The following is a 20676-nucleotide window of genomic DNA, read 5'->3' as shown; positions in this document are numbered from 1 at the left end:
CATGAATCGCCCGTGCCTGATGTTGTGCCTGTTGGGGTTGTCCGTACAGGCCAGTGCCATGGACCTGAAGCAAGCCTGGGACCTGCTGCAATACCAGGGCCCGATCTACCGCGCCGCGGTGCACGAGAAAGAAGCCGGCAGCGAGAACCGCGCCATCGGCCAGGCCGGCCTGCTGCCGCAGATCAACGCTGTGGGTTACTTCAACAAGGTCAATGGCAGCCAACGTCAGAGTGGCCGGGACAACGACCTGGACTATGACTCCAAGGGTGCCAACGTGCGGTTGCGCCAACCGCTGTTCAACAAGCAGAAGATGGCCGAATACCATCAGGGCCAGCAACGTGCCGACTACAGCGTGGCGGTGTTCGATGCCAAGACCCAGGACGCTGCGGTGCGCCTGGCCGATGCCTACTTCGACGTGCTGCTGGCCAGCGAAACCATCACCCTGGCCAAGGCCAAGCTGAATGCCTTCGAAGAGCAGCTGGCGTCGGCAAAGCGGCGCATGGAGCTGGGCGCCGGCACCATCACCGACATCGACGAGTCGATAGCCCGTCGCGACCTGGCCGAGGCCGACCTGATCGAGGCCCAGGACAACCTGGTCAACGCCCGCCGCAAGCTGGAGGAATACATTGGTGAAACGCCGGAGTCGCTGACCACCTTGCAGCCGGGCTTCAACACACCGCCGCTGATGCCGGGCAACCTGCAGGACTGGCTGGTCAAGGCCCAGGCCGACAGCCCGTTGATCCATGCGCGCCGGCACAACTACGAGCTGGCCGAAGAAGAAGTGAAACGCGCCCGCGCCGGGCACTGGCCGACCCTGGATTTCGTGGCGGGCTATACCGCCGGCAGCAGCCAGTCGATCTCCGAACTGAACCAGCGCAACCACTACAGCTCGATCGGGCTGGAGCTGAACATTCCGCTATACAGCGGCGGCAGCACCAGCGCCCTCACCCGCCAGGCCAGCGCCAACAGTTCCAAGGCACTGGATGAACTGGATGCCACGCGCCAGGAAGTGATCTCCGACACCACCCGCGAGTATCGCGGTGTACAGAGTGGCGCCTTGCGCATCCAGGCGCTGGAAAAGGCCGTGGCATCCAACGAACGCTCGCTGCTTTCGGCCCGCAAGGGCTTCAGGGAGGGCGGCACCAGCACCAACTCGGATGTGCTCAATGCCGAGGAATTGCTTTTTGACGCCCGGCATGACCTGTTCGAGGCGAAGCTGAACTACCTGATGTCGCGGCTGCGCCTGGCATCGTCGGTGGGCAGCCTGGGAGATGACGATATCCAGCAAATCAACGATTACCTCGGGCCGGAACTGGTAGTAAGCAACTGACTATCGGCGGCCCTGTGGGAGCGGGCATGCCCGCGAAGCAGGCGACGCGGTGTATGGCACCGGCTGCGCCGGTGTTCGCGGGCATGCCCGCTCCCACAGCGGCGCCTACCGCATTTTTCTCCATTTCAGGCTATGATCGGTGACCCCGCCGCGGACGCCATGCCCCATGCCCGTAGACCTGCAAGCGTTATACCCCAGGCTGATCCACCTGATGCTGGACACGGTGTTCGTGGTCGACAGGGGCAACCAGATCATTTTCGTCAGCGATGCCTGCGAGGCGCTGCTGGGCTACCAGGCCTGCGAGCTGATCGGCACCCCGATCACCGACTACATGCACCCTGACGACCTGGCGATTACCCGCGCGTCGATCGTACGGGTGATGAGCGGCCAACCCCATTACGACTTCCGTAACCGCTACATCCGCAAGGATGGCAGTATCGTGCATATCCTGTGGTCGGCCTCCTGGTCCGATGAGGCCAATGCCCGCATTGGTGTAGCGCGGGATATCACCGCCCAACACCAGGCCGAGGAAGAATTGCGTTTCCTGGCCCACCATGACCCGCTGACTCGCCTGGCCAACCGGGCCATGTTCAATGAGCGGCTGGGCACCGCACTTGTCGCGGCCCGGCACCACAACCACCCGCTGGCGTTGCTGTTCATCGATATCAATGACTTCAAGGATATCAACGACAACCACGGCCACAGTGTGGGGGACCGGGTGCTGTGCATTCTGGCGCGGCGCCTGGAAGGTTGCGTTGGGGCGACCGATACAGTGGCGCGGATGGGCGGTGACGAGTTCACCGTGCTGTTGACCGACTACGCCTCGCCAAAGGCCATTGCCGAGCAGGTGGCACGCATCCTGGCAGCCATGGCCGAGCCACTCGGCGCCGAGTTTGCAGGCATCGGAGCGCCGTCCTGCAGCATTGGCGTGGCCCGTTTCCCCGAAGACGGCAATGATGCCGACATGCTGCTGCGCCATGCTGATGGCGATATGTACCGGATCAAGCGACAGCGCGCTGCGGCCAGCTGAATACCAGAGGGAAGAAAATGACGGAACACCTGCAAGGCGCCGCCGAGCAAACGCGTGGTCACATCAGCCGGATCGAGGCCTTGCTGTTCTGGCTGAAGCTGGGTTTCATCAGCTTCGGCGGCCCGGCGGGGCAGATAGCGATCATGCATCAGGAACTGGTGGAGCGGCGCCGCTGGATCAGCGAGCGGCGCTTTCTGCATGCCCTCAACTACTGCATGCTGCTGCCTGGCCCCGAGGCCCAGCAACTGGCCACCTACATTGGCTGGCTGATGCACCGCACCTGGGGCGGGGTGATTGCCGGCACCCTGTTCGTACTGCCGTCGCTGTTCATCCTGATCGGCCTGTCGTGGGTCTATCTGGCCTGGGGCGAAGTGCCGGTGGTGGCTGGTATTTTCTACGGGATCAAGCCGGCCGTGACTGCGATCGTCGTGCATGCCGCACATCGCATTGGCACGCGCGCCCTGAAAAACGGCTGGTTGTGGGCCATTGCCGCGGCCTCGTTCGTGGCCATTTTCGCGCTCGACGTTCCCTTCCCGCTGATCGTGCTGGCGGCCGCGCTGCTGGGCCATATCGGCGGGCGGCTGCTACCGGGGCAGTTCGCGCCTGGTGGTGGCCACGGCGCAACCAGAGCCAGCCATGGCCCGGCCGTGATCGACGACGACACACCGGCGCCAGAGCATGCCCGCTTCAGCTGGGGGCGGCTGCTGGGCCTGCTGCTGGTGGGTGCCGCGCTGTGGCTGCTGCCCATGGGTGTACTGATGGCTACCTTTGGCTGGCAAGGCACCTTGACGCAAATGGGCTGGTTCTTCACCAAGGCGGCATTGCTGACCTTCGGCGGCGCCTACGCGGTGCTGCCCTACGTCTACCAGGGGGCCGTCGGCCATTACGGCTGGCTGTCGCCGACGCAGATGATCGATGGCCTGGCGTTGGGGGAAACCACCCCCGGGCCGCTGATCATGGTGGTGGCCTTCGTCGGCTTCGTCGGTGGCTACCTGCACCCCATGTTCGGCACCGACCAGGCGTTCATGGCCGGCGCGGTAGCGGCGAGCCTGGTGACCTGGTTCACCTTCCTGCCCTCGTTCCTGTTCATCCTGGCCGGTGGCCCGCTGGTGGAATCGACCCACAACGAACTCAAATTCACCGCCCCGCTGACCGGGATAACCGCGGCGGTAGTGGGCGTGATCCTCAACCTCGCGCTGTTCTTCGGCTACCACGTATTGTGGCCGGCCGGTTTCGACGGGCGGTTCGACTGGCCTTCGGCGCTGATTGCGCTGGCGGCGGCGGTGGCACTGTTCCGTTACAAGCGTGGGGTGATCCAGGTGTTGATAGCGTGTGCCCTGGCGGGGCTTGCCACCCATTTGTTGACCGGGGCACAGTGAAGCATCGCCCGCCCAACGGAGATGAACATGCGCAACCCTGAAGACGCCTTGCTCGACAGCTGGCAGCACAACGCCCAGGCCTGGATCGATGCGGTGCGCAGCGGCAGTATCGAGAGCCGTCGCCAGGTTACCGACCAGGCCATCCTGCTGGCCATTCTTGGCCGCCAGCCCGAACGGGTGCTCGACCTGGGCTGTGGTGAAGGTTGGCTGCTGCGCGCGCTGGGCGACCGGGGTGTCGAGGCGGTAGGTGTGGACGGTGACCGGGCGCTGGTGGATGCCGCGCGTGCTGCGGGTTCCGCCGAGGTGCACCTGGCCAGCTATGCACAGCTGGCCGCCGGGCAAGCCTATGTTGGCAAGGACTATGACCTGATCTGTGCCAACTTCGCCCTGTTGCAGCAGGACATCATCCCGCTGCTGGTGGCGATGAATGCCTTGCTGGCGCCCGGCGGTGCGCTGGTGATCCAGACCCTGCACCCGTGGAGCGTGGCGGATGGCGATTACCAGGATGGCTGGCGGGAAGAGTCATTTGCCGGGTTCGGCGGGGATTGGCAGGTGATGCCGTGGTACTTCCGCACCCTGGCCAGCTGGCTGAACGCGCTGGACATGGCAGGGTTGCGGCTGGTCAGCCTGCAGGAGCCACAGCACCCCCAGAGTGCGCTGCCACAGTCGCTGCTGTTGGTGGCCGAACGCCCTTGAAGCATACGCGGTCGGTGTAGGAGCGGCCTTGTGTCGCGACGGGCTGCAAGGCCGCTCCTAAAGGGACCGCGCCGGGCTCAGAGGACCGGCTTGCGCGCCGCCCCGCTGCGGGCCTTGGCCATGGCTGCCAGGCGCACCGCGACGTTGGCCGCACCGTAACCGGCATACCCCCCCTTGCGCTGGATGATCTCGAAGAAGAAACGCTCTTCGAACGGCTCGGTATACACGTGGAACAGCTCGCCGCCTTGGGCATCGCGGTCGTACAGCACGTTGTAGTAGGCCAGTTCGCTGAGGAACTCGTCGTCGAAATCGAAACGCGCCGCCAGGTCGTCGTAGTAGTTCAGCGGGATCTCCAGCAACGGTACCCCGGCCAGTTTGGCCCGCGCCACTTCGCGGAAGATGTCGTCGCAATCGAAAGCGATGTGGTGCACGCCCGAACCACGATAGCTGGACAGCGCATGGGCGATCGCGGTGTTGCGGTTTTCCGAGATGTTCAGCGGCAGGCGCAGGGTGCCGCATTGGCTACGCAGCGCGCGGCTCTTGACCAGGCCGTACGGGTCCGGCAGCACTACTTCGTCATCGGCTTCGAAATCGAACAGGCTCTTGTAGAACAGCACCCAGCTGTCCAGCGACTCGGCCGGCAGGGCCAGGGCCATGTGGTCGATACGGCGCAGGCCGCCGGTGGCGGTGGCGTTCTTGTCCAGGCTGAAGTCGGTGTCGTACAGGGTCTGGCCGGCAGTGCCCTGCTCCACCAGGTACAGCAGGCTGCCATCTGGCGCACGTACCGCCGGCACTTCGCACTCGTTGGGCCCGACCAGGCCACGGAATGGCTGGCCACGGAAGGCGGTGGCGCGCTTCAGGGCGGCTTGCTGGTCCTTGACCCGCAGCGCGGTGGCGCACAGCGACGGCCCGTGGGCCTCGAAGAAGTTGTGGCCGAAGGAATAGGGTTCGGCGTTCAGCACAATGTTGATATCGCCCTGGCGCAGCAACTGCACCTCTTTGCTGCGGTGCTTGCCGGCATCGGCAAAGCCCAGGCGCTTCAGCCAGCTGCCCAGGCGCGCGCCGACGGCTTCGTCGACCGCAAATTCGAGGAACTCTACGCCGTCATAGGCACTGGCCGCCGGTGGGGTGAACAGCACGCCGGGCTCGATCGAGGTACCTTCCTGCTCCAGGCGCAGGCGGGTGTGCTCTTCGAGATACAGCAGCGAACGCAGGCCGTCGGCGGCATTCTGCCGGGGCGGTGCGGCGCGGAAGCCGTCGTTGAAGATTTCCAGCGACAGCGGCCCGCGGTAGCCGGTGGCAAGGATGGGCGCCAGGAAACCGGCCATGTCCATCTCGCCCTGCCCCGGGAAACAGCGGAAGTGGCGGCTCCACTCCAGCACATCCATGGCCAGGATCGGCGCGTCGGCCATTTGCACGAAGAAGATCTTGTCGCCGGGGATATCGCGGATCGCGCTCGGGTCGCCCTTGAGCGACAAGGTGTGGAAGCTGTCGAGGATCACCCCGAGGGCCGGGTGGTCGGCCTGGCGCACCAGGTTCCAGACCTGCTGGTAGGTATTGACGTGGCGGCCCCAGGCCAGGGCTTCGTAGCCAATGCGCAGGCCGCGTTTGCCAGCGTGCTCGGCCAGCAGGCGCAGGTCGTCGACCAGCAATTGCTCTTCACCCAGGGCATCGGCCTGGACGTTGCTGCACACCAGCACCAGGTCGGTGCCCAGTTCCTGCATCAGGTCGAACTTGCGCTCGGCGCGGTCGAGGTTCTTCTGCAAGCGGTCGCGGCGGCAACCCTCGAAATCGCGGAACGGCTGGAACAGGGTGATGGCAATACCCAGGTCGGCGCACATCTGCCGTACCTGGCGCGGGCTGCCGGCGTAATAGAGCAGGTCGTTTTCGAAGATCTCGACGCCGTCAAAACCGGCGGCGGCGATGGCTTCGAGCTTTTCCGGCAGGGTGCCGCTCAAGGACACGGTAGCGATCGAACGCTGCATGGCGGGAGTTCCTTGTTGTTAGAGGATCAAGGCCAGGGCAGGACCTGGAAAATCAGCGCCACAGTTCCTGGCACGATCGATTATTCGCAGGTAAAGTCGTCGCTTCAATCTCTTTGTACGGAATGGTTAGTTTTGCGTTCGATTATCGAACAAAACCGGTTTTAGCGAATTGCCAGCCCACTGGCCCGTGGTCAACATGAACCACAGACGCAGGCACACCGACCCTCGCCTCCTGCCTTGGCGAATCTCCGGCGGAACCTGTGCAAACAACAATAACAACGGAGACAACGATGGCTCACTCCAGCTCTCAAGCCAAGAAAGCGACTGCCAGTGGATGGATAGGCTCGGCACTCGAGTACTACGACTTCTTCATCTACGCCCAGGCTGCTGCGCTGATTTTCCCGCAGATCTTCTTCCCCAACACCGACCCGAAAATGGCCATCATCGCCTCGCTGGCCACCTACGGCGTGGGTTACCTGGCGCGCCCGGTCGGCGCCTTCGTGCTGGGCCACTGGGGTGACACCCGCGGCCGCAAGAACGTACTGCTGCTGTGCATGTTCCTGATGGGCCTGTCGACCATGGCCGTTGGCCTGCTGCCCACCTACCACGACATCGGCCTGCTCGCCCCGGCGTTGCTGGTGGTGCTGCGCCTGGTCCAGGGCTTTGCCGTGGCCGGGGAAATCTCCGGAGCCAGTTCCATGATCATGGAGCACGCACCGTTCGGTCGACGGGGCTACTACGCCAGTTTCACCTTGCAAGGCGTGCAGGCTGGCCAGGTGTTGGCGGCGGCAGTGTTCCTGCCACTGGCCTACTTCATGCCTAGCGAAGCCTTCAACGACTGGGGCTGGCGCATTCCGTTCCTGCTGAGCGCCTTCGTGCTGATCGCCGGCTTCATCATCCGTAAGGAAGTGCACGAAACCCCGGCGTTCGTGAAGGAAGAGAAGCAGGACAAGGTCGCCAAGTCGCCGATCAGCGAGGCCTTCCGCCACAGCTGGAAGCACATGGTGCTGGTGATGTTCATGGCCTTGATGAACGTGATCCCGGTGGTCGCTACCATCTTCGGTGCGGCCTACGCGGTGCAACCGGCCTATGGCATCGGCTTCGACAAGAGCGTGTACCTGTGGATTCCGGTAGTCGGCAACATCGTCGCGGTGCTGGTGATTCCGTTTGTCGGCAACCTGTCCGACAAGATTGGCCGTCGCCCGACCATGATCGCCGGTTGCCTGGGCTCTGGCCTGCTTGCCTTCGTCTACCTGTATGCGATCAGCATCCAGAACGTACCGCTGGCGTTCGCCTCGTCGATCGTGATGTGGGGCATGGTGTACCAGGGTTACAACGCGGTGTTCCCAAGCTTCTACCCAGAGCTGTTCCACACCCGCTACCGTGTTTCGGCCATGGCCATCGCGCAGAACATCGGCACCATGCTGACCGCCATGCTGCCGGCGCTGTTCGCCCTGGTAGCCCCGCCCGGTTCGGACAACATCCCGTTGGTGGTTGGTAGCCTGGCGTTCTTCATCACCTGCGTGTGTGCCCTGGCAGCGTACATCGCCCCGGAAACCCATCGCCTGGCGATGGAAGACCTGGGTAACCCCGATGCCAAGCCGATGGACAAGACCGCGTATGAAGCTAGCCGTAAAGGGAGCTTTCAGGCGGTGAGCAACTGAGATTGCAGGGGGCTGCTCTGCAGCCCTTTCGCGGGCAAGCCCGCTCCTACAGGTACCGTGTCAGCTTGAGCCTTGATGCGATCCTGTGGGAGCGGGCTTGCCCGCGAATGGGCCGCAACGCGGCCCCGGCAGTTTCAGCCCTTGACCACTTCCTGCAAGCGCGCCCAGAGCTGTTCGACATGCTCCCGCTCGGTCGGCAATGCGCCAATCGACACCCGCACCATCCACCGCCCATCCAGCGTCGCCGGCGTCACATAGGCATCCCCGGACGCATTCAGCCGTTCGGCCCAGCCCTTGGTATGCGCATCCAGCGCCTCCCCTTCCAGCCCCGCCGGCCGATGGCGAATGCACAATGTCTGCAACTGCACCGGCGCCAGCACCTCCCACTCCGCCGCCGCGCCGATCTGCCCGGCCAGCCACTGGGCATTGTCCAGGTCACGCCGCAGCCGCGCCTGCAACGCCTCGACCCCCTCGCTGCGCAGCATGAACCACAGCTTCAACGCACGGAACCGGCGGCCCAGCGGGATACCCCAGTCACGCAGGTTCTTCACCTCGCCGTCCACCGCCGACTGCAGGTAGCTGGGGTTGGTGCTCATGACCCGGATCAGGTGCTGCGGGTCGCGCACGTAGTAGATCGAGCAATCGAAGGCCACGCCCAGCCACTTGTGCGCGTTGACCACCAGCGAATCGGCCAGCTCGATACCGTCCCACATCCAGCGGCATTCCGGCAGGATCATCGCAGAGCCGGCCATGGCCGAGTCCACATGCAGCCACAGGCCATGGGCCTGGGCGATCTCGCCGATCGGCCGCAGTGGGTCGAGGGCCGTGGTGGCGGTGGTGCCGGTGGTCGCGACCACCGCGCAAGGCTGGTTGCCAGCGGCCAAATCCTGCTCGATCGCAACCTGGAGGGCCTCCGGGCGCAGAGCGTAGCGTTCGTCGGTCGGGATCAGGCGTATGTTGTCGCGGCCAAAACCGGCCAGCAATGCGGCTTTGTCCACCGAGCTGTGGGCATGGGCGCTGACATAGACGATCAGCGGCTTGGCCTGGGCTTGCAGGCCGCCGCGTACCAGTGCGTAATCGCTGGCGCGTTCCCGTGCGCAGATCAGCGCCACCAGGGTGCTGGTGGATGCGGTGTCCTGGATCACCCCGCTCCATTGGCCAGACAGGCCGAGCAGCTGACGCAGCCAGTCGAGGGTGGTTTCCTCCAGCTCGCTCAGGGCCGGGCTGGACTGCCAGGAAAGGCCCAGCACGCCCAGGCCAGTGCTGAGGAAGTCACCGAGGACCGACGAAAGGGTGCCATTGGAGGGGAAGTAGCCGTAGAAGTCCGGGTGCTGCCAATGGGACAGGCCGGGCATGACCAACTGGTTGACGTCGTCGAGGATCGCTGCGAAAGGTTCGCCTTGCCGGGGGGCCTGAGCGGGCAAGGCGGCCTTGAGATAGCCGGGCTCGACCTGGGCCATGACCGGGCGCTCGCCGACGGATTGGCGGTAGTCGGCGATCAGGTCGATCAGTTGGTGGCCGTACTGGCGGAATTGTTCGGGGGTCACCTGGGGTCTCCTGTGGGTTTTTTCGCTGCCTGTGCTGGCCTCTTCGCGGGCACGCCCGCTCCCACAGGTATTGCATCGTTTGTAGGAGCGGGTTTACCCGCGAAGAGGCCGGTACAGGCAACACAATGCCCCAGTCTAGGCACCTATCCCGAAGTGAATAACCCCACCTCGCGCATACCTGCTATGGCAAACCCGCATGCCCGCCCTGCACACCGAACTGCGACTGGCGCCACAACTCGAACACCCGGTTGCGCAACCAGCGGTGTTCGGCCGAGGCCTGCAGGCGCTGGTGCCACACCACCCAGTAGCGCTGGCTGTGGTCGATGAAACCCAAAGGCCGCCAGGCCAGGTCATGCAGGCGGCACAGCTGCCGGGCGATGTGCTCGGGCACGGTGGCCAGCGCCTGGCTGTTGGCAATCACCTGCACGGTGGCCGAGAAGAACGGCACTTCCAGGCTGACCCGCCGTTGCAGGCCCTGGGCGCGCAAGTGGCGGTCGATGAAGCTGTCCTTGTCGCCTCCGCCGGAAATACGCACATGCTTGTGGCCCAGGTAGTCGGCCTGGCTGAGCGCACCGTGGGCAGCCAGCGGGTGGTCGTTGCGCATCAGGCACACTGCCCGGTCCTCGCCCAACAGCCGACCGTGCAGGTTGGGTGGCGACTCGTCGAACAACGTGGTGGCCAGGTCGATCTCGCCGCTGGCCAGCAAGGCGTACTGGCCGGCCTGCCAGGTGCGGTACTCCAGCGATACACCCGGCGCTTCGCGCTCCAGCGCCGCCACCAGCAGCGGCAGCATATGCTCGGCCACGTAGTCCGAAGCGGCCAAGCAGAAACGCCGCTCGCAGCGCCCCGGGTCGAACACCGCGGGTTGGCGCAGGGCGTGCAGCTCCTCGAGAACCTGGCGCAGGGGTTCGACCAGGGCTTCGGCGTGTTCGCTGAGCACGTAACCGCGGCCCTGGCGTACCAGCAAGGGGTCGTCGAAGGCTTCGCGCAAATGGGCCAGCTGGCGGCTGAGGGCGGACTGGCTGACGCCCAGGCGCTCGGCGGCGTGGCTGAGGTTCTTCAGCTGCAGCAGGTGGTCGAGGGTGCGCAGGTGGGCGAGGCTGAGGGAGGCGAAAGCGGGGTTCATCGGGGTTCGGCTCCAGACCGCTGGCGAGGGCTTTGCCCTCGTTTCGCGACACAAGGCCGCTCCTACATGGGTCATGCGTTCCCCTGTAGGAGCGGCCTTGTGTCGCGATGGGCCGCAAAGCGGCCCCAGAGAAGCAGATCAGTCAGTCAGGCCGACATAAACGTTCTGCACGTCATCGTTCTCGTCGATGGCTTCGAGGAACGCTTCCACCTCGGCCAGCGCTTCGGCACTCAGGGTTGCCGCGCTCACCGGGTTCTTCGGGGTGTAGCCGATCTTCGCCGAGGTCACGGTGAAGCCGTGCTCCGGCAGGGCCTTCTGCACGGCGTCGAGGTCGGTGGTGTCGGTAATGAACAGGGTCGAACCCTCTTCGTCGCCTTCCTCGAAGTCCTGGGCGCCGGCTTCGATGGCCGCCATTTCCGGGTCGGCGTCGCCGTTCGGGGTGGCTTCGATCAGGCCGACATGGTTGAAGTCCCAGGCCACCGAACCGCTGGCACCCAGCTGGCCCTTGCGGAACAGCACGCGGATCTGCGCGACGGTGCGGTTGACGTTGTCAGTCAGGCACTCGACGATCAGCGGCACCTGGTGCGGGGCGAAACCTTCGTAGCTTACCGCCGAGTACTGCACGGCATCGCCGTCCAGGCCCGCGCCCTTGCGGATTGCGCGCTCCAGGGTCTCGCGGGTCATCGAGGCCTTCTTGGCCTGCTCGATGGCCAGGCGCAGGCGTGGGTTCATGTCCGGGTCGGCGCCGGACTTGGCGGCGATCTGGATCTCTTTGGACAGCTTGCCCATGATCTTGCCTTTGGCGTTGGCCGCGGCTTCTTTATGTTTGGCTTTCCACTGTGCGCCCATGTCGACTCTCTTGTTTCAGCGGCCGGTTCAGGAAGCGACCGGCCAAAAGTGGGTGCAGTTTATACGCCCTCTGGCCTGTATTCGACAAGAAATCTCATCAGCCTTTATCGGCTTTGCCCGCCGCCGCCGCGAACCGCGCCAACCGCACATCCAGCCTCCGCGGCCGCTGCCCACGGTCCTCTGCCCGCTCCTTGCGGCGGATGGCATTGCGTACCATCAGCGAGCCCAGGTAGCGAATCGGCTCGGGCGGGAACAGCCCCAGCGGCCCCTTGACCAGCGGCGAACGGGTCCATGGGTTGTCCAGCCCCAGCGCCAGCGACGACAGAATCTGCCCGCCCATGTGGCACGGCCCGACGCCGCTGCCGGAGTAACCAAAGCCGTAGAATACGTTGCCCTGCCCGTTCAGCCGGCCAAAGAACGGCAAACCGGTCACCGAGCGGTCGGACGGCCCGTTCCAGCTGGCCGCCAGCGGCACTTGCGCCAGTGCCGGGAAGAACCCGCCCAGGCTTTCACGCAGCAGCGGCCGGTACGGCGACGGCTGGTCGAACACCGGCAACATGCGCCCGCCATAGGCGAAGGTATTGCCGCCCTTGCCGAGCATCAGCCGACCATCGGAGGTGTTGTGGTAGTAATGCACGAATATCCGCGAATCGAGCACGCTGATGCCACTGTCCAGGCCGATCTGGTGCAGCAGCTCAGGGCAAGGTTCGGTGATCACCATGTCGCTGGAAACAATCGCCACGCTGCGCTCGAACTGCGGGAAAGCTCGCGCCATCCAGGCATTCAGGCCCAATACCACGCGGTCGGCGCGCACCGTGCCATGGGCCGTGCGCACCTGCACCGGGGCGCCGTGTTCCAGGCCGGTCATGGCGGTGCCCTCATGGATGCGCACGCCACGCTGCAAGGCCACCCGGCGCAGGCCGCGCACCAGCTTGCCCGGCTGCACCGTGGCCGCGGCCGGCGAGAACCAGCCTTCCAGGTGCCGCGCCGAACCCGCCAGGCGCTGCAGCTGCTGCAGCGGCAGGCGGCGAAACGAATTGATCCCCTTTTGCTCCAGCGCGGCGATCACCGCGTCGGTGGCGCCGACCTGCGCGGCGTTGGTGGCGGTGTACAGCGTGCCATCCAGGCGGTAGTCGCAGTCGATGCCATTGGCCGCGCAGAACGCGCCGATCTCACCGATGCTGCGCTCCGACTCACGCACCAGGCGCACCGCCTCGGCCACCCCGAACAACCGCTCGAGGGTGAAGTACTTGGCCGACCACGACAACGCACAGCCACCATTGCGGCCACTGGCACCGGCACCGCAGATATCGGCCTCGATCAGCACGATATCCAGGGCCGGCACCGCTTCCTTGAGCATCAGTGCGGTCCACAGCCCGGTATAGCCGCCGCCGACGATGCATACATCGCAACGGGCATCGCCTTGCAGCGGCGGGCACACCGCCTCTTGCGCCGAATCCAGGGCCTGTTGCAGCCAGAAGGGTCTCATTCGCTCGCTTTCCTTTCAGGTACGCAGTGGCTTGATTGCCATGCTGGTATTCGGTGCCACGTCGGTGCTTTGCGCAGCGCTGGCCGGGCGGCTGTTCCAGTGCGGCAGCAGCACCAGCGCCGAGAACAGCGCGCAGCCGGCAAACACGATGAACACCGTGACGCCATCGAAGTACCCCGGCAGCAGCCCGCCCAGCACCGCCCCCACCGAGCCGCAGCCGTTGACGAAACCTGCTGCGGTGGCACCGGCCTTGGCGGTGCCGAAGTCGATGGCCGCAGCACCGCTGATCATCGAATCCGGCCCGTACAGGGTCAGGCCCATGACGAACAGCAGGGCCACCACCAGGATCACGCTGCCGGTGTGCATGGCCGCCATGAATGCCGCCAGCGCCACGGTCAGCAGCACCAGGCTGATGACACAGGCCGGCATACGCCGGGCGCCGAACAGCTTGTCGGAGGCCAGGCCGATGATGATCGGGCCGAGCAGCCCGGCAAGTTCGAAGGCTGTCGGGATGATCGCTGCCCCCACCTTGCCCACCGAGGGCATCTGCTCGAAGACGATCACCGGCCCCCACAGCAGGATGGCGTAGCGCGCCGGTTTCAACAGGAAGTACGCCAGCCCCAGGGTCAGCACCGTGCGGTTGCGCATAATCTCCTTCAGGGGCGCCCACACGCTGCACAGGTTGCCGGCCGGGGCCATGCTCTGTGGCTCGGGCTCCACCGCCGGCAGGCCGACGTCTTCAGGCTTGTTGCGCTGCAGGAAGAAGAACAGCACGGCCACCAGTGCCACCACCGCGGCACTGGAGAAGAACGCCGCGTGCCAGGTACCGACCAGGGTATAGGCCCACCAGCCGGCGAACGGCGAGGCCACCAGGCCGCCGAAGGCATAGCAGGAACTCCACAGGCCCAGCACCCGCCCACGCTGCGACGCCGGGAAGAAGCTGCCGATGTTCTTGCACAACCCGGCCCAGCCGGTGGATTGCGCCAGGCCCTGCACCAGCATGCAGGTGGCGAAGATCGGGAATGTGGCGTAACTGCCCATCACCACCGCCGCAACAGCAGAAATCAGCAGGCCGCCGAGCACCACCACGCGTGGGCCAAAGCGGTCGGCAAGCATGCCCCAGGTGAACTGGCCCACGGCGTAGGCGGCCAGGTAGATGGCGTCGAGGTTGGCCATGGCGGCCTTGTCGAGCATGAAGTCGGGGTCTTCACCGATGCCCAGCTTGGCCACCGAGAAGGCCTTGCGGGTGAAGTAGAAGGCGGCGTAGGCCAGCCAGGTAATGGCGAAAATCTGGATACGCCAGCGTTTGAACGCGGCTAGGGATTGGTTCATGTAAGTCTGACCTCTTGCTTGAGTGTGCCGGCAGAATGTGAAGAAACGCCTGTCTTGTTCTTGTGTTACGCACAGCGATGACGAGGCTGTCATCGGGTCAGATGGCGCCGTTTGGGTGCCATGGCCCTGGTCGGCACTTGTGGTGCCAGCGTCGGGCTGACATGCATGGAAACAGTTGCGCTAAGATAAATAAAATCGATTTATCGTATTTCACACATAAGCCCAGCTTGTTACTGAGGTCGTCATGTCGGTTTCCCACGCACAACTCAAGGCCTTCCACGCCGTGGCGGTTCACGGCAGCTTTACCCGCGCCGCCGAAAAGCTGTTTCTTACCCAGCCCGCGGTGTCGGACCAGGTGCGCAAACTGGAGGAGCGCTTCGGCGTCTTGCTGTTCCACCGCAACAAGCGTTCGGTGCAGCTCACCGACCTCGGCGAACGCCTGCTGGGCATCAGCCAGCGCCTTTTCGCCTGCGAGGCCGAGGCCCATGAACTGCTGCAGGATTCGCGTGCGCTGCACACCGGCAGCCTGGTGCTGGCGGTGGACGCGCCGGTGCACGTGCTGCCGCAGATCGCCCGCTTCTGCCAGCGCTACCCGGGCATCCAGGTCAAGATCGAGACCGGCAACACCGACGAGTCGCTGGCCCGGCTGTTCAGCTACCAGGCCGACCTGGCCCTGCTGGGGCGGGACGTCGACGATGAGCGGCTGCACTGCCTGCCGCTGCGCCGCGACCCGATGGTGGCGTTTGTCTCGCACCAGCACCCCTGGGCCAGCCGCGGCGCGATCAGCCTGGCGGATCTGGACGATACGCCGCTGGTGCTGCGCGAGCCCGGGTCGGTGACGCGGCAGACGCTGGAAGAAGAAATGCAACGGGCCGGGCTGCGGATTCGCCCGGCGATCCAGGTGGAAGGCCGGGAAGCGGCGCGGGAGGCGGTGGTGGTGGGGATTGGTGTGGGGGTGGTGTCGGCGGCTGAGTTTGGTGCGGATGCGCGGGTGTGCGCGTTGCCGATCGTCGATTGCCAGCGGCACCTGACCGAGACACTGGTGTGCCTGAGCGAGCAGCGCACGCGGCGGGTGGTGGCGACCTTCCTGCAGATGGTGGAGGAAGGGTTGTAAGCCTGTGCCGGCCTCTTCGCGGGCTCGCCCGCTCCCACAGGCACTGCACAGAATTCAAAACCTGTGGTGATCCTGTGGGAGCGGGCAAGCCCGCGAAAAGGCCAGCACAGGCAACCCAACTATGCTGGGATAACCTCAACCCTCGGCACACGACCCATGCTCTACCGCCTTGCCGCCGACACCCTGGTCCTGCTGCACCTGCTCTTCATCCTGCTGGTGCTGTTCGGCGGCCTGCTGGTACTGCGCTGGCGCCCTGCCCTGCTGCTGCACCTGCCAGCGATGGCCTGGGGCCTGGCGGTGGAATGCCTGCACCTGGGCTGCCCGCTGACCACCTGGGAAAACCGCATGCGCAGCGCGGCTGGTGACGCGGGCTATCAGGGCGGCTTCGTCGAGCACTACATCTGGCCGTTGATCTACCCCGCCGGGCTGACACCGCACATCCAGCTGCTGCTGGGCACGTTCGTGCTGCTGCTCAATCTCGGCATCTACAGCTACGTGGCCTGGCGCTGGCGCCGCCCTAGCGGGTAGCGATCACGAACAGCCGCGGGAACGGCAACAGCACCTTGCCATCGGTGGCCGGCGGGTAGTCGCGCTGCATCGCTTGCAGGTACATCTGCAGGAAATCCGCCTGCTCCTGCTCCTCCAACCGCCCCAGGTACGGTCGCAAGGCCGATCCCTTGAACCATTCCACCACGGCTTCGGCACCGCCGGCCAAAGGGTGATGATAGGTGGTACGCCACACATCCACCCGCGCACACAACGGGCTGAGCAGATCGTAATAGAACGCCGCGTTGTGCCGAGGCGGTAGTTGGAAATCGGCGAACTTCGCCGCCCAAGGGCCCTGGCTGGCGATTTCGCGCAGTTGCCGGTGGGCCGGCTCATCGAGGTTGTCCGGGGTCTGCACGGCCAGGCTGGCACCTTCGCTCAGCTGGCGCACCAGGTGCGGGTACAGCGAGGCGTGGTCGGGTACCCATTGCAGCGAGGCATTGGCCAGGATCAGGTCCTGCGGCTCGGGGGCGGTCCAGCCGGCAATGTCAGCGATGACCGTGCGCACGCGGGGGATGCACAGCCGTTTGCGCTCGCGGGCCTTGTCGATCATGTCCGGGTCGCTGTCCAGGGCCGTCACCTGGGCATCCGGGTAACGTTGCAGCAGCACCTCGGTGGAATTGCCAGGGCCACAGCCCAGGTCGGTGGCGTGGCGTACCGGGCGTGGTGGCACAGCGGCGAGCAGGTCGCGCACGGCGCGGGTACGCTCGTCTTCGAATTGCGAATACTGGGTGGCGGACCAGGCCATGTGAAGCTCCTTTGGGCGGGCAATGTGTTCAGCATATGCCATGTAACAGGCGGCCATATGCCCCTGGCCCAATAACGCAAAACGGCCGGGTCCCCCAGGGAGCCGGCCGTTTCGAGAAGCGAGTGACGCTTAGTGCTGCTTGCCAGTACGGATCTGGTGCACTACACCCATCGCCACCACGATTGCCGCGGCGATACCGGTGGAAATCACCAGGATCTGGTAGTCAGGCATGAAGGCCATGGTCACCAGAGCAGCCACGATGAACGCGATCACCAGGTAGGTCAGCCATGGGAACAGCCACATCTTCAGGCGTACTTCCTTGCCTTCGGCAACCAGCTTGCGGCGCATGCGCAGCTGCGAGAAAGCAATCACCAGGTACACCAGCAGGGCGATCATGCCGGTGGTGTTCATCAGGGTTTCCAGCACGTCTTTCGGGCGCAGGGTCTCGCTGAAGTTGATCAGCGCACACACCACGGCCACGGCGCACGAACCCATGATCGCGTACACCGGTACACCGGTGCCGGCGCGGGTGATCTTGAAGAACGACGGCGCGTCGCCACGCTGGGCCAGGGAGAACAGCATGCGCGAAGCAGTGTAGTGGCCCGAGATCAGGCAACTGCTCACCGAGGTCAGCACCACGAAGTTCATCAGCAGCTCGGCATATGGCACGCCCAACAGCTCCAGGGTGCGGCGGTAGGCGCCATAGCCGGAAACGCCCAGGTGCGGATCGTTCCACGGTACCAGGCAGACGATCAGGAAGATCGAACCCACGTAGAACAGGCACACACGCCAGACCACCGAGTTGGTCGCCTTGACGATCTGCGCAGCCGGGTCCTTGGCTTCGGAAGCGGCGATGGTTACGATTTCCGCACCGAGGAAGGCGAACATCACCCCGAGCAAGGCACCGATCACTGTAGTGATGCCATTGGGCATGAACCCTTCGGCGGTGAGGTGGCTGATGCCACGCACTTCACCGAACTGCCAGATGTTCAGCACGGCAGCGGTGCACACGATCAGGAAGCAGACAATCGCGATCACCTTGATCAAGGCGAACCAGAACTCGAACTCACCGTAGTGCTTGACGTTGAAGAAGTTGACGGTGATCAGCAACAGGGTCGTGGCCAGCACGAACACGTTGACGCTGACGTCGGGGAAGAAACCATGCAGGATCTTGCCCGCCACATAAGCTTCCCAGGCCATGAGGATGACCCAGTACCACCAGTACAGCCAGCCGATGGTGAAACCGGCCCAACGGCCGATGGCGCGATCGGCGTAGGTGGAGAACGAACCGGTGTCTGGCGAGGAAGTCGCCATTTCACCCAGCATGCGCATGATCAGTACCACCAGGATGCCGCCTGCCAGGTAGGCCAGCACAGCAGCTGGGCCGGCGCTGTGAATCACGCTGCCGGAACCGACGAACAAGGCGCCGCCGATAACCCCGGCGATCGACATCATCGTCAGGTGGCGCGACTTGAGCGAGGCACTGAGCTTGCTCTCATGCCCGCTTTTCGCGGTGGTGGTTGTGGATGTTGCGTCCATCAGTTGTGTACCCCGTGCTTCTTTTTATCCAAGGAAAACTGTGAAACCCCGATGGCTGGCGGTTTCACGTACATCAGTGCTAATGCGCGCAGGATGGTGTGAGCGAACACACGCAGGCCTTCCATGGCGGCCTGCTGACGCGCCCCAGGGCAGGCGCCTGGAGCGAACTGAACATGCTTTAGGTGGCGATATCTGACACCTAATGTAAAAATGTCCGACGCAGAGAGCCATGCACAGTGGCATGAAACTCGCACTGCACTGTACAGGTCGCCCTTGCAATACACCTTGCAAACGCCGGGCGATACGCAACCTGAAGGCCCAAATGTTCGAATTACATCCAGACTCCTCGACCCCGCTGGTGAACCAGATCATCGACGGGCTGCGCGAGCTGATCGACAACCAGACCCTCAAGCCAGGCGCCAAGGTCCCCTCGATCCGCGCCTTTGCCGCGAGCTATTCGGTGAGTACCTTCACCGTGGTCGAGGCCTACGACCGTCTGGTCGCCCAAGGCCTGCTGGTGAGCCGGGGCAATGCGGGGTTCTTCGTCAACCGCGCGGCGGGCGAATTGCTCGACCCGCACAACGCCGAGGCCGACACCAGTCGACCAACGTTCAACTCCGAGTGGTACCTGCAGCAGATCTTCGAAATCCGCCAATTGCCGTTCAAGCCCGGGTGCGGCTGGCTGCCCAACGACTGGATGTATGAAGACGGCCTGCGCCGCGGCCTGCGCCAGGTGGCCGGCAGCCCGCTGGAGCTGTCGGGCTACGGCGACCCCATGGGCCTGATGGAGCTGCGTGCACTGACCGCACAGAACCTGCAGCAGGAACTGTCGATCGTTGCCAACCCGGCGCAGCTGATGCTTACCCATGGCGCCAGCCAGGCCCTGGACCTGGCCGCGCGCACCCTGGTGCGCCCGGGCGACGTTGTGCTGGTGGACGACCCCGGCTACCCCAACCTGATGAGCATCCTGCGCACCCAGGGCGCGACCCTGGTCGGCGTGCCGCGCACACCGGCCGGCTACGACCTGAACCAGCTGGAACAGTTGCTCACCCATCACCGCCCCACTGCATTCTTCACCCAGCCGCACCTGCACAGCCCGACCTGCTCGCGCACGCCGCTGCCGCAGCTGCACCGCCTGCTGCAACTGGCCAGCCAGCACGGCTTCCGCCTGGTGGAGAACAACCTGTACGCCGACATGGTCGCCGAGCCGCAGCCGTGCCTGGCCAGCCTCGACCACCTGCAGCAGGTGGTGTACGTGGGCAGCTACTCCAAGAGCATTTCGCCCAATGTGCGGGTCGGCTACATGCTGGCCAACCCCGAGCTGATGCAGAAGCTGCTGCACCTGAAGATGCGCTCTGGCCTGACCACTTCGCAGGTGATGGAGCGCGTGGTGTATGCCGCGATCATCGACGGGCGTTGGCGCAAGCACCTCAAGCGCCTGCGCCAGCGTTTGGCCGAGGCGCACCAGGAAGTTGGCCGGCATCTGCATCGGTTGGGCTTCGAGCTGTTCATCGAGTCGGATGAAGGGATGTATATCTGGACCCGCCACCCGGCGATTCCAGACAGTGCGGCGTTGCTGGATGATGCGCTGGAGAAAGGCATCATGCTCGGGCCTGGGCAGTTGTTCATGGTCGATGCCAAAGCGACCGGGTGGATGCGGTTCAACGTGGCGTTCAGTACCGAGCCGGCGATGTGGGAGTTGCTGGAGAAGGTGTTGGTGAAGCATGTGCGGCGGGGTGGGGTGTAACGGATTGCGGGGTGTTCGCCACAACACCTTCAGTGCCTATGAGATTGAGCGCCGCGCGCGCGGCGCTTTGCAGCACAAGGCTGCTCCTACATCTGTTCGGGCCAATCTCGCGAATGGGCTGCAAAGCAGCCCAGCGATATGCACAACCAGCTGTCAGGCTCGAAGCCTACCAAGCCTTTACTCCAACTCTACTGCAACAGGAATTTTCGACAGTGCTGCCTTGAACTCATCGAACGAAATATAGCCATCACGGTTGGTATCATTAAAAGCCAAGCATTTTTTCTGTAAGTACGTGAACTTCTGGGCAACCTGCTTGAGCTTTTCCTCCAGCAGCCTGTGCTGCTCATCGAGGTAAGCGCGTTCAAAATGCAGGCGATCAAGCTGCCCTTTGAAATATTCCAACACCTCATCGTTGGAAACTTTGCCATCCCGATCTGAGTCCACCTCCGCATAATCCAGCAGGATCGGCAGGTCGAGCAAATTGGTGTTGGCGACTTTTACACTTCCCATGATCAATCTCCGAAAGAACAGTGAATTCCCTGTACTGCGGCGACA

General features: G+C 64.3%; 18 protein-coding genes. 8 read left to right on the top strand and 10 right to left on the bottom strand.

The genetic code is table 11. From position 1 onward, the window contains the following. Window position 1: 1 nt before the first annotated feature. From MJ643_RS10255 to MJ643_RS10240, 4 genes are all read left to right on the top strand, one after another. Window positions 2-1330 carry a TolC family outer membrane protein gene (locus MJ643_RS10255; RefSeq protein WP_023663258.1) on the top strand — a complete coding sequence of 443 codons (1329 nt, stop codon included), beginning with the start codon at window positions 2-4 and terminating at the stop codon, window positions 1328-1330. A gap of 166 nt (window positions 1331-1496) precedes the next feature. Continuing rightward, window positions 1497-2360: a sensor domain-containing diguanylate cyclase gene (locus MJ643_RS10250; RefSeq protein ID WP_024086776.1), complete on the top strand. Its 864-nt coding sequence runs from the start codon at window positions 1497-1499 to the stop codon at window positions 2358-2360. 17 nt (window positions 2361-2377) lie between these two features. Beyond that, on the top strand, window positions 2378-3739 hold the full coding sequence (gene chrA, locus MJ643_RS10245) for a chromate efflux transporter (RefSeq protein ID WP_024086775.1): 1362 nt from the start codon (window positions 2378-2380) through the stop codon (window positions 3737-3739). A gap of 27 nt (window positions 3740-3766) precedes the next feature. Continuing rightward, window positions 3767-4435 carry a class I SAM-dependent methyltransferase gene (locus MJ643_RS10240; RefSeq protein WP_024086774.1) on the top strand — a complete coding sequence of 223 codons (669 nt, stop codon included), beginning with the start codon at window positions 3767-3769 and terminating at the stop codon, window positions 4433-4435. A 77-nt stretch (window positions 4436-4512) separates the two neighbouring features. On the opposite strand, the gene quiC is transcribed toward MJ643_RS10240, so the two are convergent. Next, window positions 4513-6420, bottom strand: coding sequence for a 3-dehydroshikimate dehydratase QuiC (gene quiC, locus MJ643_RS10235; protein WP_038409298.1), 1908 nt, complete (start codon window positions 6418-6420; stop codon window positions 4513-4515). 290 nt (window positions 6421-6710) lie between these two features. Here quiC and MJ643_RS10230 point away from each other — a divergent pair, with 290 nt between their 5' ends. Further along, the gene (locus tag MJ643_RS10230; protein ID WP_013972058.1) at window positions 6711-8084 is read left to right on the top strand and encodes an MFS transporter; all 1374 of its coding nucleotides are present in this window, start codon (window positions 6711-6713) and stop codon (window positions 8082-8084) included. A gap of 134 nt (window positions 8085-8218) precedes the next feature. Here MJ643_RS10230 and MJ643_RS10225 read toward each other — a convergent pair whose 3' ends face one another. From MJ643_RS10225 to MJ643_RS10205, 5 genes are all read right to left on the bottom strand, one after another. After that, entirely contained in the window at window positions 8219-9631 is a 1413-nt protein-coding gene (locus MJ643_RS10225; protein ID WP_023661575.1) for a DOPA decarboxylase, read from the bottom strand. A 181-nt stretch (window positions 9632-9812) separates the two neighbouring features. Next, window positions 9813-10757: a LysR family transcriptional regulator gene (locus MJ643_RS10220; protein ID WP_023661576.1), complete on the bottom strand. Its 945-nt coding sequence runs from the start codon at window positions 10755-10757 to the stop codon at window positions 9813-9815. 138 nt (window positions 10758-10895) lie between these two features. Further along, window positions 10896-11606, bottom strand: coding sequence for a YebC/PmpR family DNA-binding transcriptional regulator (locus MJ643_RS10215; protein ID WP_024086772.1), 711 nt, complete (start codon window positions 11604-11606; stop codon window positions 10896-10898). Window positions 11607-11703: 97 nt separating this feature from the next. Further along, window positions 11704-13095, bottom strand: a complete 1392-nt coding sequence (locus tag MJ643_RS10210) for an FAD-dependent oxidoreductase (protein WP_024086771.1) — start codon at window positions 13093-13095, stop codon at window positions 11704-11706. A gap of 15 nt (window positions 13096-13110) precedes the next feature. Further along, window positions 13111-14427, bottom strand: a complete 1317-nt coding sequence (locus tag MJ643_RS10205; protein ID WP_003259277.1) for an MFS transporter — start codon at window positions 14425-14427, stop codon at window positions 13111-13113. Window positions 14428-14671: 244 nt separating this feature from the next. Between MJ643_RS10205 and MJ643_RS10200 the strand changes: the two genes are divergently transcribed. After that, a complete protein-coding gene (locus tag MJ643_RS10200) occupies window positions 14672-15541 on the top strand; it encodes a LysR substrate-binding domain-containing protein (protein ID WP_013972053.1) in 870 nt (289 codons plus the stop codon). A 156-nt stretch (window positions 15542-15697) separates the two neighbouring features. Beyond that, on the top strand, window positions 15698-16069 hold the full coding sequence (locus MJ643_RS10195; RefSeq protein ID WP_024086770.1) for a DUF2784 domain-containing protein: 372 nt from the start codon (window positions 15698-15700) through the stop codon (window positions 16067-16069). On the opposite strand, the gene tam is transcribed toward MJ643_RS10195, so the two are convergent. From tam to MJ643_RS31475, 3 genes are all read right to left on the bottom strand, one after another. Beyond that, the gene (gene tam, locus MJ643_RS10190) at window positions 16059-16835 is read right to left on the bottom strand and encodes a trans-aconitate 2-methyltransferase (protein ID WP_024086769.1); all 777 of its coding nucleotides are present in this window, start codon (window positions 16833-16835) and stop codon (window positions 16059-16061) included. The two genes, MJ643_RS10195 and tam, sit on opposite strands and share 11 nt — an antisense overlap. Before the next feature lie 129 nt (window positions 16836-16964). Beyond that, on the bottom strand, window positions 16965-18374 hold the full coding sequence (locus MJ643_RS10185; protein WP_013972050.1) for an amino acid permease: 1410 nt from the start codon (window positions 18372-18374) through the stop codon (window positions 16965-16967). Then, complete coding sequence (locus tag MJ643_RS31475) at window positions 18374-18499, bottom strand: hypothetical protein (protein WP_023661944.1); 126 nt, start codon at window positions 18497-18499, stop codon at window positions 18374-18376. The genes MJ643_RS10185 and MJ643_RS31475 overlap by 1 nt, the downstream gene beginning before the upstream one ends. 197 nt (window positions 18500-18696) lie before the next feature. Here MJ643_RS31475 and MJ643_RS10180 point away from each other — a divergent pair, with 197 nt between their 5' ends. Then, on the top strand, window positions 18697-20121 hold the full coding sequence (locus MJ643_RS10180; RefSeq protein WP_015269943.1) for a PLP-dependent aminotransferase family protein: 1425 nt from the start codon (window positions 18697-18699) through the stop codon (window positions 20119-20121). 177 nt (window positions 20122-20298) lie between these two features. Here MJ643_RS10180 and MJ643_RS10175 read toward each other — a convergent pair whose 3' ends face one another. Then, window positions 20299-20631 (bottom strand): EF-hand domain-containing protein, encoded by a 333-nt coding sequence (locus tag MJ643_RS10175; protein WP_038409291.1) that lies wholly within the window; start codon window positions 20629-20631, stop codon window positions 20299-20301. Window positions 20632-20676 lie beyond the last annotated feature (45 nt).

This window comes from Pseudomonas sp. PNPG3, assembly GCF_023093815.1.
In the GTDB taxonomy this organism is placed as follows: Bacteria; Pseudomonadota; Gammaproteobacteria; order Pseudomonadales; family Pseudomonadaceae; genus Aquipseudomonas; species Aquipseudomonas asiatica.
The sequence above is the reverse complement of the archived record's forward strand: the minus strand, read 5'-3'. Positions and strand labels throughout refer to the sequence as shown.